This is a genomic window from Allomesorhizobium aridi, from assembly GCF_043769475.1.
Classification (GTDB): domain Bacteria; phylum Pseudomonadota; class Alphaproteobacteria; order Rhizobiales; family Rhizobiaceae; genus Allomesorhizobium.
On record NZ_CP171729.1, the window covers coordinates 1,804,424 to 1,818,802 of the forward strand.

Annotated in this window: 13 protein-coding genes and 1 pseudogene; 4 read left to right on the top strand and 10 right to left on the bottom strand. The window is 62.5% G+C overall.

The genetic code is table 11. From position 1 onward, the window contains the following. Positions 1-4: 4 nt before the first annotated feature. From thrS to ACG873_RS10880, 5 genes and pseudogenes are all read right to left on the bottom strand, one after another. A pseudogene (gene thrS, locus ACG873_RS10860) lies at positions 5-1,992 on the bottom strand (threonine--tRNA ligase). A 123-nt stretch (positions 1,993-2,115) separates the two neighbouring features. Then, positions 2,116-2,478, bottom strand: coding sequence for a membrane protein insertion efficiency factor YidD (gene yidD, locus ACG873_RS10865; RefSeq protein ID WP_394893446.1), 363 nt, complete (start codon positions 2,476-2,478; stop codon positions 2,116-2,118). Further along, the gene (locus tag ACG873_RS10870) at positions 2,445-2,816 is read right to left on the bottom strand and encodes a DUF86 domain-containing protein (protein ID WP_394891717.1); all 372 of its coding nucleotides are present in this window, start codon (positions 2,814-2,816) and stop codon (positions 2,445-2,447) included. The genes yidD and ACG873_RS10870 overlap by 34 nt, the downstream gene beginning before the upstream one ends. Further along, positions 2,813-3,124: a nucleotidyltransferase family protein gene (locus ACG873_RS10875; protein ID WP_394891718.1), complete on the bottom strand. Its 312-nt coding sequence runs from the start codon at positions 3,122-3,124 to the stop codon at positions 2,813-2,815. The genes ACG873_RS10870 and ACG873_RS10875 overlap by 4 nt, the downstream gene beginning before the upstream one ends. Positions 3,125-3,135: 11 nt before the next feature. Then, a complete protein-coding gene (locus tag ACG873_RS10880; RefSeq protein ID WP_394891719.1) occupies positions 3,136-3,582 on the bottom strand; it encodes an iron-sulfur cluster assembly scaffold protein in 447 nt (148 codons plus the stop codon). 232 nt (positions 3,583-3,814) lie between these two features. On the opposite strand from ACG873_RS10880, the gene folE reads away from it, so the two are divergent. From folE to ACG873_RS10895, 3 genes are all read left to right on the top strand, one after another. Then, on the top strand, positions 3,815-4,453 hold the full coding sequence (gene folE, locus ACG873_RS10885; protein ID WP_394891720.1) for a GTP cyclohydrolase I FolE: 639 nt from the start codon (positions 3,815-3,817) through the stop codon (positions 4,451-4,453). Between the two features lie 40 nt (positions 4,454-4,493). After that, a complete protein-coding gene (gene hisI / locus ACG873_RS10890) occupies positions 4,494-4,952 on the top strand; it encodes a phosphoribosyl-AMP cyclohydrolase (protein WP_394891721.1) in 459 nt (152 codons plus the stop codon). A gap of 83 nt (positions 4,953-5,035) precedes the next feature. Beyond that, on the top strand, positions 5,036-5,998 hold the full coding sequence (locus tag ACG873_RS10895; RefSeq protein ID WP_394891722.1) for a patatin-like phospholipase family protein: 963 nt from the start codon (positions 5,036-5,038) through the stop codon (positions 5,996-5,998). Here the strand turns inward: ACG873_RS10895 and recJ are convergent. The 5 genes from recJ to ACG873_RS10920 form a co-directional block, all read right to left on the bottom strand. Continuing rightward, positions 5,995-7,779 carry a single-stranded-DNA-specific exonuclease RecJ gene (gene recJ, locus ACG873_RS10900; protein ID WP_394891723.1) on the bottom strand — a complete coding sequence of 595 codons (1,785 nt, stop codon included), beginning with the start codon at positions 7,777-7,779 and terminating at the stop codon, positions 5,995-5,997. The genes ACG873_RS10895 and recJ overlap by 4 nt on opposite strands. Positions 7,780-7,869: 90 nt before the next feature. Then, the gene (gene glpX / locus ACG873_RS10905; protein ID WP_394891724.1) at positions 7,870-8,850 is read right to left on the bottom strand and encodes a class II fructose-bisphosphatase; all 981 of its coding nucleotides are present in this window, start codon (positions 8,848-8,850) and stop codon (positions 7,870-7,872) included. 308 nt (positions 8,851-9,158) lie between these two features. Then, positions 9,159-10,472 carry a homoserine dehydrogenase gene (locus ACG873_RS10910; protein ID WP_394891725.1) on the bottom strand — a complete coding sequence of 438 codons (1,314 nt, stop codon included), beginning with the start codon at positions 10,470-10,472 and terminating at the stop codon, positions 9,159-9,161. 38 nt (positions 10,473-10,510) lie between these two features. After that, complete coding sequence (locus ACG873_RS10915; RefSeq protein ID WP_394891726.1) at positions 10,511-11,731, bottom strand: LL-diaminopimelate aminotransferase; 1,221 nt, start codon at positions 11,729-11,731, stop codon at positions 10,511-10,513. A gap of 67 nt (positions 11,732-11,798) precedes the next feature. Next, positions 11,799-12,239: a hypothetical protein gene (locus ACG873_RS10920; protein ID WP_394891727.1), complete on the bottom strand. Its 441-nt coding sequence runs from the start codon at positions 12,237-12,239 to the stop codon at positions 11,799-11,801. Between the two features lie 108 nt (positions 12,240-12,347). Between ACG873_RS10920 and phaC the strand changes: the two genes are divergently transcribed. Then, positions 12,348-14,177: a class I poly(R)-hydroxyalkanoic acid synthase gene (gene phaC / locus ACG873_RS10925; protein ID WP_394891728.1), complete on the top strand. Its 1,830-nt coding sequence runs from the start codon at positions 12,348-12,350 to the stop codon at positions 14,175-14,177. Positions 14,178-14,379: the final 202 nt, after the last annotated feature.

Sequence of the window (14,379 nt, forward strand, 5' to 3'; positions counted from 1 at the left end):
GGGTTCAAGCGTCCTGCATGCGCCTGAGATCAGGCGCGACCGCCTCTTGGGAGAGGCTTGCGACAGCATCGCCCAGGGACATCGAATGCTGGTCGCGCGAGCCTAGCCGGCGGATGTTGACGGTCCCCTCCTCCGCCTCGCGCTTGCCGCAGACGAGAATGACCGGAACTTTGGCCAGCGAATGTTCGCGAACCTTGTAGTTGATCTTCTCATTGCGAAGGTCGGCCTCGGCTGACAGCCCTGCCTTTTTCAAACGGGCAACGACTGACGCTGCATAATCGTCTGCATCCGAAGTGATCGTGGCGACGACGATCTGCAGCGGCGCGAACCATAGCGGCATATGGCCGGCGTGACCCTCGATCAGTATGCCGAGGAAGCGCTCCAGCGAGCCGCAGATGGCGCGGTGGATCATCACCGGTTGCTTCTTTTCCGAATCCGAGCCGATGTAGAAGGCGCCGAAACGCTCCGGCAGGTTGAAGTCGACCTGGGTCGTCCCGCACTGCCATTCACGGCCGATAGCATCCCTCAGCGTGTACTCGAATTTTGGCCCATAAAAGGTGCCCTCGCCTTCGTTAATCCCGGTTTTGATGCGGTTGTCCTCGCGCGCCATGCGGGCGAGCGCACGCTTGAGGATATCCTCCGCGTGATCCCACATAGCGTCCGTTCCGACGCGCTTTTCCGGCCGCGTGGCGAGTTTCACCACCACCTCATCGAAGCCGAAATCCTTGTAGACCGACATCATCAGGTCGTTGATCTTGAGGATCTCCGCCTCGAGCTGCTCCTCGGTGCAGAAAATATGAGCGTCGTCCTGCGTGAAAGCGCGCACGCGCATCAGCCCGTGCAGCGCACCCGACGGTTCATAGCGATGCACGTTGCCGAATTCGGCAAGTCTAATCGGCAGATCGCGGTAGGACTTCAAGCCATGCTTGAAGATCTGGACGTGGCCGGGGCAGTTCATGGGCTTCAGCGCGAACACCCGCTGGTCCGCTTCCTGGTCGTCCGGGTGCATGAAGGCATGCGCGGATTTCACCGCGAACATGTTCTCCTGATACCAGCCCCAGTGACCCGAAGTTTCCCACAAGGATTTGTCGAGCACCTGGGGAGCGTTGACCTCCTCATAGTCGTCGCCCAGGCGACGCCGCATATAGGAAATCAGGTTCTGGAACATCTTCCAGCCCTTGGAATGCCAGAACACGACGCCCGGCCCCTCTTCCTGGAAATGGAACAGGTCCATCTCGCGGCCGAGCCTGCGGTGGTCGCGCTTTTCCGCCTCCTCCAGCATGGTCAGGTAAGCGTCTAGCTGCGCCTGGTCGGCCCATGCCGTGCCGTAGATGCGCGTCAGCATCGGATTGTTGGAATCGCCGCGCCAATAGGCGCCGGCGACCTTCATCAGCTTGAACGCGCTGCCGACCTGGCCGGTCGAAGCCATATGCGGTCCGCGGCAAAGATCGAACCAATCGCCCTGGAAGTATATCTTGAGATCCTGGTCCTCGGGGATCGCGTCGATCAGTTCGACCTTGTAGGCCTCGCCCTTGTCGCGAAAGATTTTTTCGCCTTTTCGCGCGACCACACTTGCTTGCTGAACGGTTTGTTGCGGCCGATGATCTCGCGCATCTTTTTCTCGATCGAGGGAAAATCCTCGGGCGTGAACGGCTCGTTGCGCGCAAAATCGTAGTAGAAGCCGTTATCGATCACCGGGCCGATCGTCACCTGGGTGCCGGGCCACAATTCCTGCACGGCTTCCGCAAGCACATGCGCCGCGTCGTGGCGAATGAGTTCCAGCGCGCGCGGGTCGTCGCGAGTGACGATTTCGACTGTCCCGGAGCGCCCCAGAGGATCCGACAAGTCGCGCAAGACGCCGTCGATCGTGTAGGCGACCGCCTTCTTGGCCAAGGACTTCGAGATCGACTCAGCAACGGCGGCGCCGGTCATCGCCGCGCCGTAGTCGCGGACGGAACCATCGGGAAATGTCAGGGAAACGGGATTCGACAAGGCAGTTCTCCATCTATCCAGTCCCGCAAACGAGCGCGGGTGGTGATGCCGGATGCGTCCGGCGGCGAGCGGTGTTTCTAGTGGATGTTTTTTTCGGCGTAAAGATTGCCGCGTTGAGAAAGCTCAGCGGCTGGCTGACTTTCCAATGCGCCAATACCGCCACGGCTTGAACCAGCGATAGCGGTCCGCCAGCGTTTCGGGCACGCGATCGATGCCGTGCGTGCCGCCCGGTCCGCAGCGGATGACGCGGAACAGCCCCATCCACCCCCCGGCCCACAGCCCGTGGCGGGCAATCGCCTCATGGGCGTATTCCGAACAGGTGGGAAGGTGGCGGCACGAATTGCCGACGAAGCCGGACAGCGTGAGTTGGTAGAGCCGGACCAGCGACGTTCCGAGCACACGGCCCGGCGTCTTGCGCCAGGGACCGGGCCAGTTGCGAGTGGAAACAGCGGTCAATGCGCCCTGCCCGAATTGGCCAAGATCAATCGCGCTTCCTCCATCATCGGCGGAACGAAATTCTGGACCGTAGTCCTCAGTATACCGAGATCAATGGTGGAATAGCCATGTGTCAGCTGATTGCGCATGGCATATGCCTGTTTGAGTGGCAGTTGCGGATAGCGGATTTCGAAGTCCTCGCTTAGCCGCATTATTCTGGCCGATGCCTCACCCAGAATTTCGACGCATTTCCAGACAGCGAGATGAGTGATCTCGTCGCGTGCGAACTGCTCGTAGGTCATGTTCTTGATGAAACCTGGAATACGGTCTCCCCACTGAACGATGTGGCGACAATATTCGAGGAACTGTTGTTCAACGTCCTTTTTCACAACGCCGACAGCTCCGGCCGAATTCGCTCCGCCACCGCGTCGACGAGCCCGCCAGGCGTAACAACGTCAACTCCAACGCCAAGTATCTGGCTGAGTTCGGCCTCCAGTTCGCCGAGATGCACGAACGTCGTGACGCCGAATTCCGGATCGACCAGGATATCCAGGTCGACCAGGATATCCAGGTCGCTATCCTCTGTGTCCTCACCCCTGGCCGTCGAACCAAAAATGCGTGGATTCGTCACCGGGTAGCGCGCGATGATTTCGCGCACCTGTTCGCGGTGTTTGGCCAATGCTTCCGAAGGGCGCATGTCTTCCTCGCCTACGCCGCCGCTTCGGTGCGCTTGCGCTCGACTTGGCCGATCGCATCGACCACCGCGTCGAATGTCAGCATGGTCGAGGCGTGGCGGGCTTTATAGTCGCGCACCGGCTCGAGATATTTCAGGTCGGCGAAGCGGCCTTCCGGCGGCGCGCCGTTTTCCTTGAGCATTTTTCGCATGGTTTCGCGCACAGCGCGCAGTTCTTCCGCCGTGGCGCCGACGACGTTCGCCGCCATGATCGAGGACGATGCCTGGCCTAGCGCGCAGGCTTTCACATCGTGCGCAAAATCGGTGACGACGCCGTCCCGCATGTTGAGATCGACCGTCACAGTCGATCCGCAGAGCTTCGAATGCGCCATGGCGGTGGCGTCCGGGTGTTCGAGCCGGCCGATCCGCGCGATATTTCCGGCAAACGCCAGAATTTTCGCATTGTACACGTCATCGATCATTTTGTTCCAATCTGCCGCCGTTTCGAGAACAGGCCATAGCGCTTCGGCGTCTTCCAATCGCTCGGTAAGCTCCTATATAATGCTCGTGCCCCGGCGACAGCAAGGCAGCCACTTCGGCAGCCCAGCCAGCCGGGGCGCTTCCACCCCGCTTTCGGGCCTTGAGCGGCCCGCGAAAGGAAGTGGTCCGTTCAACTCGTTCCTCCGTTGAGGGGAACTACGGGAGACACCTTTCATGGACGCCGTTATCAAGAAACTCATGCCCCGCTCGGAATACATGGACAAGCCGGAGACCCATCGGCCGACCCAGGCTGAAGCGGAAGCCGCGGTACTGACGCTGTTGCGCTGGACGGGCGACAACCCGGACCGCGAAGGCCTGCAGGACACGCCGAAGCGGGTCGCCAAGGCGTTCCGCGAGATGTTCAACGGCTACGACATGTGTCCCGCCGAAGAACTCGGCCGCACGTTCGAGGAAGTCGCCGGCTATGACGATCTGGTCCTGGTCAAAGACATCATCTTCCATTCGCATTGCGAGCACCACATGGTGCCGATCATCGGCCGCGCGCATGTCGGCTATCTGCCGGACGGCAAGGTGGTCGGCCTGTCCAAGATCGCCCGCGTCGTCGACATCTTTGCGCACCGTCTCCAGACCCAGGAGGCGATGACGGCGCAGATTGCCGGCGTCATTCAGGACGTGCTAAATCCGCGCGGCGTCGCAGTCATGATCGAGGCCGAACATATGTGCATGGCCATGCGCGGCATTCGCAAACAGGGCTCCACCACCCTGACCTCGACCTTCACCGGCGCGTTCAAGGACAGTCCCGAAGAGCAGCTCCGGTTTGTAACAATGGTGCGGAACGGCTACGCGGGCTAAGTCAAGCTCGGCTGCCGGTTCCGCGAAAAAGGAGCCGGCAATGGCCCGCATCGATTTTCCAGAAAGCCCATCGGACAAGCAGGCGCTTGAAGAGGGCGGCGTCTTCGCCCCGCGTTTCGACGCCGCTGGTCTGGTCACCGCGGTGGTCACCGACGCGCGCGACGGCATGCTCCTGATGGTCGCGCACATGAATGCGGAAGCGCTGGCGCTGACGATCGAGACCGGCATCGCGCATTACTGGTCTCGCTCGCGCGGCAAGATATGGAAAAAAGGCGAAATTTCAGGGAATGTGCAGTACATCACGGAACTGCGCACTGATTGTGATCAGGATGCAGTATGGCTGCGCGTAAATGTATCGGGCCACGACGCAACTTGTCACACCGGACGGCGTTCTTGCTTTTATCGGACGGTGGGGCTTGAAGACGGCATCGCGACACTCCGCGACGACGGCGGTGAGCCTTTGTTCGACGCAAAGAAAACATATCGTAACGCAGAGTGAACCGCCCTGACTTGAAAATTACATAAATTCATTCTTTCGATACTGACCTTGGGTAGACTCGACCCGGGACATGGGAGATTTTGATGCTCGAATGGGCGTCCTTGCGTAGCAGGGTGGATGTGCGCGAAGCGAACGGCCCCTCATCCTCCGGCGGCGCAACCGAAATACAGCTTCCGAAATCAGGGATTTCACTGGCCCTCGGCGGTGGGGCAGCGCGCGGCTGGGCACATATCGGCGTGCTGCGCGCGCTCGACGAGGCCGGCATCCAGATCGACATGATCGCCGGCACCTCGATCGGCGCCTTGGTCGGCGGCTGCTATTTGGCCGGCAAGCTCGACGAACTGGAGGAATTCGCCCGCAGCCTGACCAAGCGCCGGCTGTTCGGGCTGCTCGACCTGCATATCGGCGGCAGCGGCCTGTTCGGCGGCATGAAGCTCAATGCTCGCATGCAGGAGCACATGAACGGCAAGACGTTCGCCGACCTGTCGAAGCCGTTCGTCTGCGTCGCCGCCGAAATCCGCACCGGCCACGAGATATGGCTGTCGGACGGCTCGCTGATCACGGCGATGCGCGCTTCTTATGCCCTGCCCGGCGTTTTCGAACCGGTCCTGGTCAACAAGCGCGTGCTGGTTGACGGTGCGCTGGTCAATCCGGTGCCGGTCTCGGTCTGCCGCGCGTACGAGCAGCGGCTGGTCGTGGCCGTGAACCTGCATTATGATCTGTTCGGCCGCGCCGCCGTCATCAAGCACAGCGCCGGCGAACTGACCGTCGAACAGGACGCCCCTGCCCCCGGTCGGCACAATGCCGACACGCGCGAGGCGCGCATCGGCATCACCGGCGTGATGGTCGAAGCCTTCAACATCATCCAGGATCGCATTTCCCGGGCCCGCCTTGCCGGCGATCCACCCGACCTTTCGCTGCAGCCGAAGCTCGGCCATATCGGCCTCACCGAATTCCACCGCGCCGACGAAGCGATCCGCCTCGGCTATGAGGCAACCATGGCACAGATGGCCGACCTGACCCGGCTGCAGACGGTATTGGCCTAAGCCATCGCCGCGTCGATCAGGCGAAACTGGACGGTCTTGTTGCCGTTCCAATAGTTCGCAGACAGCGAGCCGGCGACATGGATATGTGCGCCCCTGCTCTTGATCAGGAAGTCGCCCAACGGCGTGTCCACCGCGCGAAAGGCGATCGATTGCACCCGCCCGCCTGCGTCCGACTGCAGATCCACGCGAATGTGGTTGGTGCCGACGAAGCGCACATCGGCCACCCGATGACGCGGTAGCACGAAGACCGGCGGCAGGTGCCCCGCCCCGAACGGTCCGGCGCGCTCCAGCGATTCGAGCAGCGATGGCGTCGCCCCGTCGGCGGCAAGGGCCGCGTCGATGCCGAGGCTCTCCTCGTCCTGCAGCCGGAACACGTCGGCCGAGGCGCGCTCCTCGAAAAACGCCCGCAATTCTCCCAGTTTCTCGCGCTTAACCGTGATGCCGGCAGCCATGGCGTGGCCGCCACCCTTGACGATCAGACCGCGCTCGGCCGCTTCCCGCACCAGTTTGCCCAGGTCGAAGCCCGAGACGGAGCGCCCGGAACCGGTGCCGACACCGTTCGCGTTGAAGGCGATGGCGAAGGCGGGACGGCGCGCATGTTCCTTCAGCCGCGAGGCGATCAGGCCGACGATGCCCGGATGCCACTTCTGGCTGGCGGTGACGATGACCGCCGGCCCTGCCCCACCGGCCAGCTCGGCGTCGGCTTCGGCGCGGGCCTCCGCCAGCATGTCCTGCTCCATCGCCTGGCGCTCCTGGTTAAGGCGGTCGAGCGTTTCGGCAATTTTGCCGGCTTCTACCGGATCGTCGGTGGCGAGCAGCCGGCTGCCGAGTGCGGCGTCGCCGATGCGTCCGCCGGCATTGATGCGCGGACCGATCAGGAAAGCGAGATGGAAGGTGTTGATCGGCTCGCCTATGCGCGAGACGCGCGCCAGCGCCGAAATGCCGGCGTTCTTCTGCTGGCGGATGGCGAGCAGTCCCTTGACCACGAACGCCCTGTTCACGCCTGTCAGCGGCACCACGTCGCAGACCGTCCCGAGCGCGACCAGATCCAGCAGCGACAAAAGATCGGGCTGCGGTGCATCCGGCAGCGCCGCACGAAGCACCCTGGCCGTCTGGACCAGCGTCAGGAAGACCACGCCGGCTGCGCAAAGATGGCCCTGCCCGGAAAGATCGTCCTCGCGGTTGGGATTGACGACCGGAACGCCTGTGGGCAGCGGGCCGCCGACCTGATGATGGTCCAGAACCACGACGTCGGCTCCCATCTGCCGGGCGGCGTCGATCGAGGGTGCGCTGTTGGTGCCGCAGTCGACGGTGACGATAAGCCTGGCGCCGCGCGAGACGAGTTCGCGCATCGCTTCAGGATTGGGACCGTAACCCTCGAAAATCCTGTCGGGAATATAGATTTCGGCTTCGACGCCGTAATGCGACAGAAACCGTTTCAGCAGCGCGGAGGACGCGGCCCCGTCTACATCATAGTCGCCAAAGATCGCCACCTTCTCGTGCCGGAGAACCGCGTCGGCGATGCGGGCTGCCGCCGCTTCCATGTCGGTCAGCGTGACCGGATCGGGCAGCAATTGCCGGACCGTCGGATCGAGGAAGGTCGCCACCTCGTCGACGCCGACGCCTCGCCCCGCGAGCACTCGGGCGACGATATCCGGCACGCCATGTCCCTGCGCCATGGCGAGCGCCGCCATCTCCTGGCGCTCGTTCAGGCGGTGTTCCCAGGCAAGCCCGGTCACCGACCGTTTGACGCCCAGAAAGCTGCGCTTCTCGACGATCATGCCCCGATTCGAAAGGTTATCCATGGGCGCAGGATAAGCCATCCGCCTCGAAAGTGCAGCGCCGCGCGGGCGTGGAAGGGCTGATCCGGCTCAGAATTTGTCCAGATCCTGATGCCTTGCCTTGATTTCGCGCACCGTCCGCGACGAGGAGCGCAGCACGATCGTGTCGGTGGTGATGGAATTGCGGCCGAATTTCACGCCGGCGAGCATGTTGCCGTCCGTCACACCGGTGGCGGCAAACAAAACGTCGCCGCGCGCCATTTCCTCGATTCGGTAGACCTTTTTCGGATCGGTAATGCCCATCTTCGCCGCGCGCGCCACCTTTTCGGGCGTATCGAGCAACAGCCTGCCCTGCATCTGGCCGCCGGTGCAGCGCAGTGCGGCGGCCGCCAGCACACCTTCCGGCGCACCGCCGGTGCCGAGATAGATGTCGATGCCGGTCTCGTCCGGATCGGTCGTGTGGATGACGCCGGCAACGTCGCCGTCGCCGATCAGGCGGATCGCCGCGCCGGTGTTGCGCACAGCCTCGATCAGCTTGGCATGGCGCGGCCGGTCGAGGATGCAGGCGGTGATCTCCGAAATCGGCACACGCTTGGCGTCCGCGAGGTTGCGGATATTTTCGTAGGGTGACGCATCGATGTCGATGACGCCGTCCGGATAACCCGGACCGATGGCTATCTTGTCCATGTAAACGTCCGGCGCGAAAAGCAGGCTGCCCTTTTCGGCGATGGCTATGACCGCCAATGCGTTGGGCAGGTTCTTGGCGCAGATCGTCGTGCCTTCCAGCGGGTCGAGCGCTATGTCGACCTCTGGCCCATCGCCGGAACCGACCTCCTCGCCGATATAAAGCATCGGCGCTTCGTCGCGCTCGCCCTCGCCGATCACCACGGTTCCCTTGATGTCGAGGCGGTTCAGTTCAGCGCGCATCGCGTCGACCGCGACCTGGTCGGCTGCCTTCTCGTCGCCGCGGCCGCGCAGCCTGGCGGCGGCGACCGCCGCCCGCTCGGTAACGCGAACGAGTTCCATGGTGAGGATCCGGTCAAGGCCGGCGACGACGCTATTTTTCGCCATGTGAATGTCCCTATGGAAATTGAACGGCCCGGAACCGGGCGGCGGCTTCTTCTGTCAAAGCGCTGTGACAACAGCAAGACCCGTCGAGCGGTAATTCGGCCGCAAACAGACATCAATCGATTAACATCTGCTCCGCGCCGAGGTGGGTTGAGATTCAGGTCAGGCCGAGCCGGAATCGAAGATGGGCGCGCAGCGACCAAAATGGCGGATTTCGAGAACCGGAACGGAGCGTACATTCAGGTACGCGAGTACCGGAAGCACAGAAAACCGCCATTTGCAGGCCGGCATCACCTGAAGATCAATACACCTTAGCCGGCGCGTTCGATGCGGATAACCTGCGGCTTGTCGGTCAGATGGCCGTCCTTGGTGATGCCGTCCACCGCCTTGCGCACAGCGGCCTCGGTGGTCTCGTGCGTGACGAGGATGACGGTCTTTGCCGTGCCTGCCTCAGGCTCGGCGGCGTGCTGAACGATCGATTCCAGCGAGATTTCATTGTCTGCCATGCGCTTGGCGACGGCGGCGAAGACGCCGACGCGGTCGTGCACGGTGAGCCGGATGAAATAGCCGCCCTCATGCGAACGCATGCGGGCGCGCTTGTACGGCTTCAATTCCTTGGCCGGCCGGCCGAAAACCGGCCCGTGCTGGAAGCCGGGGCGGCTTTTGGCGATATCGGCGATGTCGCCGACAACGGCGGACGCCGTTGCGTTGCCCCCTGCCCCCGGCCCCGAAAGCAGGAGTTCGCCTAAAATATCGGTCTCGATGGCGACGGCGTTGGTGACGCCGTGCACCTGCGCGATGACGCTGGCCGTCGGCACCATGGTCGGGTGGACGCGCTGTTCGATGCCGCTCTCTGTGATCTGGGCGACGCCCAGGAGTTTTATGCGGTAACCGAGTTCACCGGCAGCGCGGATGTCGGCCTGGCTGATGTTGGAAATGCCTTCCATGTAGATGTCGTCGGCAGAGATCCTGCAGCCGAAGGCCAGGCTGGTGAGGATGGCCAGCTTGTGTGCGGTGTCGTGACCTTCGATGTCGAAGGTCGGGTCGGCTTCGGCGTAGCCGAGGCGCTGTGCGTCCTTCAGGCAGGCGTCGAAGGACAAGCCTTCGGCCTCCATGCGGGTGAGGATGTAGTTGCAGGTGCCGTTGAGAATGCCGAAGACGCGCGAAACGCTGTTGCCGGCCATCGCCTCGCGCATGGTCTTGATGACCGGAATGCCGCCGGCGACCGCCGCCTCGTAATTGAGGAGAACGCCCTTCTTCTCGGCAATCTCGGCCAGCAAGACGCCATGCCTGGCAAGCAGCGCCTTGTTGGCGGTCACGACGTGCCGGCCGGCTTCGAGCGCCGCCTTCACGCATGCGCGGGCGGGCCCGTCATCGCCGCCGATCAGCTCGACGAATACGTCGATGTCGGCGCTTCTTGCCAGTTCGGCCGGATCGTCGAACCACTTGGCGCCGCCGAGATCGACGCCGCGGTCGCGCGTCCTGTCGCGCGCCGAGACGGCGGTCACGACGATTTCGCGGCCGCATTGCCGGGTCAGTTCTGCAGCCTTTTCCGAGAGCACGCGCGCCACCGACGCGCCGACCGTGCCGAGGCCGGCAATTCCAATACGCAAAGCTTCGGCCATGTGCGGCAATGTCCCTCAGACTGCTATGAAATGATCGCTCAGCGATGCGCGGCGAGCGGAACCACGTTGTTGGGTTGCTTGGCCGACGACGTGAAAAAGCGCTTGATGTTGCGCGCAGCCTGGCGAATGCGATGCTCGTTTTCCACCAGAGCGATGCGCACAAAGTCGTCGCCGTGCTCGCCGAAGCCGACGCCGGGCGCCACCGCGACGTCGGCATGCTCGATCAGGAGCTTCGAGAATTCGAGCGAGCCCAGATGCCTGAACGGCCCGGGTATCGGCGCCCACGCGAACATGGACGCAGCCGGCGCTGGAATAACCCAGCCGGCCCGCCCGAAGGAATCGACCATCACGTCGCGGCGCCTGTGGTAGATGTCGCGCACTTCCGCGATGTCGGCGCCATCCCCATTGAGCGCCGTCGTCGCCGCCACCTGGATCGGCGTGAACGCGCCATAGTCAAGATACGATTTTACGCGTGTGAGCGCCGCGATCAGCCGTTCGTTGCCGACAGCGAATCCCATGCGCCAGCCCGGCATCGAAAAAGTCTTCGACATCGAGGTGAATTCCACAGTGATATCGATCGCGCCTGGAACCTGCAGCACGGACGGCGGCGGATTGCCGTCGAAATAGATCTCGGAATAAGCGAGATCGGACAGGATGATGATGTCGTTCTTCTTCGCGTAGGCGACCACGTCCTTGTAGAAGTCGAGCGTCGCGACATGCGCCGTCGGATTGGACGGATAATTGAGGATCAGCGCCAGCGGTTTTGGGATCGAATGGCGAACACCGCGCTCCAGCGCCGGTATGAAGCCGGCGTCGGGTTCCGCCTGCAGCGAACGGATGACGCCGCCCGACATGATGAAGCCGAAGGCATGGATGGGATAGGTCGGGTTCGGGCAGAGAATGACGTCGCCGGGCGCTGTGATCGCCTGCGCCATATTGGCGAAGCCTTCCTTGGAGCCCAGCGTGGCGACGATTTGCGTCTCCGGATCGAGTTTCACGCCGAAACGGCGGGCGTAGTAGTTTGCCTGAGCCCGGCGCAGTCCGGGAATGCCGCGCGATGAGGAGTAGCGGTGGGTGCGCGGATCGCGCACCACTTCACAGAGCTTGTCGACAATGGATTTCGGCGTCGGCAGGTCGGGGTTGCCCATGCCGAGATCGATGATGTCGGCGCCGCGCGAGCGGGCGCTGGCCTTCAGGCGGTTGACCTGTTCGAAGACGTATGGCGGAAGCCGGCGAACCTTGTGAAATTCTTCTTCCATATCAGTCCCACGAAACAGGCGTTTTGTTGCGCCGCGATATATACCCAATCGGATTGGCGGTCGAGCGTCAGTTCTTTTCGATCTGCTCGAGCGCCTCGGTCGCGTGCGAGGCGGCGAGCTTCTTCAATCTGGCCTTCGAGGCGCTCGTACCGGCGCTGCCGGGCGGCGCCTTTTGCCCCGACTGCGCGGCTTTGAGTTCCGCGAGCCTCGCCGCCTTTTGCTGCGCGCTGATCTGTTCGGCCGCCGATTGCGGCGGGATGTTGAGATTGGGGAACGTACCGGTGTCCCTCGGCTCGCCTGACGACAGCTGAACCTCGGAGATTGTGGCCGGAGTTGTTTCGGTCGCAGCGATCGCGGGAGCTTGCTCGGCCGGCGTTGCCGCCGCCGTAGGAGCAGCGTCCCCGGTAGTTGAGGTGGCGCAGCCGGGTGCAAGGCAGACGGCGGCGATCACGGCCGCGAGGCGCCACCGCAAATCCCAAAATTTCTTCCTACCAAGGCGCTGCGTCATATTTTTCCCCGGCGGGCTGCAATAAATCCCGGTCAGTTGCTATTTAGACCCTATTCGCCGTGTCATGGTATTGTGTCAATAACACGCCCTGGGAGAACAGTGCGAACCATGTCGAAGACACCCGATTCGGGCAAGACTGACGCCGACACTTCATCGGTCGAGCAATACCTGGTCAAGGACCCGGAACGCTTCGCGCTGAACATCGCGCGCATGATCGAGCAGGCCGGCAAGGCCGCCTCGGCCTGGGCGGAGCCGCGCGAAAAAGGCGAGGTCCGCGACAGCGTCGCCGAGCCGATGGCCGACATGGTCAAGACCTTCTCCAAGCTCACCGAATACTGGCTGTCGGACCCGTCACGGGCGCTCGAGGCGCAGACGCGGCTGTTTTCCGGCTATCTGGACGTCTGGTCGAAATCTCTCCATCGCGTCGCGGCAGGCGAAGAAGTTGAGGATGCCGCCAAACCGGATCGGGGCGACAAGCGCTTCCAGGATCCGGAATGGGGCAAGAACGCCTTCTTCGATTTCCTCAAGCAGGCCTACCTGGTGACCTCGCGCTGGGCCGGCGACCTCGTGGAGCATGCCGACGGCCTCGACGAGCACACCCGCCACAAGGCCAGCTTCTACGTGAAGCAGGTCACCAACGCGATATCGCCGTCCAATTTCATCCTGACGAACCCGGAGCTGTTTCGCGAGACGGTGGCCAGCAATGGCGAAAACCTTGTGCGCGGCATGAAGATGCTGGCCGAGGACATAGCCGCCGGCAAGGGCGATCTGAAACTCAGGCAGGCCGACTACTCCCCCTTCGAGCTTGGCAAGAACGTGGCGGTGACGCCAGGCAAGATCGTGGGCCGCAGCGATGTCGCCGAAATCCTGCAATATGAGCCGTCAACCGAGACGGTGCTCAAGCGGCCGCTGCTGATCTGCCCGCCCTGGATAAACAAGTTCTACATTCTCGATCTCAACCCGCAGAAATCGTTCATCCGCTGGGCAGTCGAGCAGGGGCACACGGTGTTCGTCATTTCGTGGGTGAACCCGGATTCGCGCCACGGCATGAAGGGGTGGGAAGCCTATGTCCGCGAGGGCCTTCAATACGGGCTCGACATTGTAGACAGGGCGACCGGCGAAAAGGACGTCAACGTCATCGGCTACTGCGTCGGCGGCACCCTTCTGGCCGCCGCCCTGTCGCTTCTGGCGAAGGAAGGCGACGACCGCATCAAATCGGCGACGTTCTTCACCACGCAGGTCGATTTCACTTATGCCGGCGATTTGAAGGTGTTCGTCGATGAGGACCAGATCGCCGCCGTCGAACGGGCGATGGGCGGAAAGGGCTATCTCGAAGGCACCAAGATGGCGACGGCGTTCAACATGCTGCGCTCGGGAGACCTGATCTGGCCCTATGTCGTCAACAACTACATGCGCGGCAAGGATCCGACACCGTTCGACCTGCTTTACTGGAACGCGGATTCGACGCGCATGGCGGCCGCCAATCACTCCTTTTACCTGCGCAACTGCTATCTTGAGAACAATCTGGCGAAGGGCAGCATGGAACTGGCCGGCTGCACGCTTTCGCTCGCCGACATCACCATCCCTGTCTACAACCTCGCCGCGCGCGAAGACCACATCGCCCCTGCCCGCTCGGTCTTTCTGGGCTGCAAGTATTTCGGCGGCGACGTGGAATATGTGATGGCGGGTTCCGGCCATATCGCCGGCGTCGTCAACCCGCCTTCGATGAACAAGTACCAATACTGGACCGGCGGCAAGCCGGTGGGCGATTTCCATGAATGGATTGCAAAAGCCACCGAAAACGCCGGCTCCTGGTGGCCGCACTGGCAGGAATGGATCCAGGCGAAGGACGCGAGGCGCGTCCCGGCGAGGGTTCCCGGCAAGCGGATCGAAGTGCTCGGCGACGCGCCGGGAACATACGTCAAGGTTCGCGTGTGAACCGCCGAAACCAGCCGTGAGTTGACGCGCGCGTAAAAGCAGGCGAAATGGTGTTCTTGCAACCTTGATGTTGCCTTATTCGGACCGTAGCCGGATAATTGGCGATCTGCTTTACAGATTCGTAGGTCCTGTTTCCGCTTCGGTTGCACGGCTGCACAGTTTTTGATTTTTGATTGCCGGAACAACAAAACGTATCGGCGCG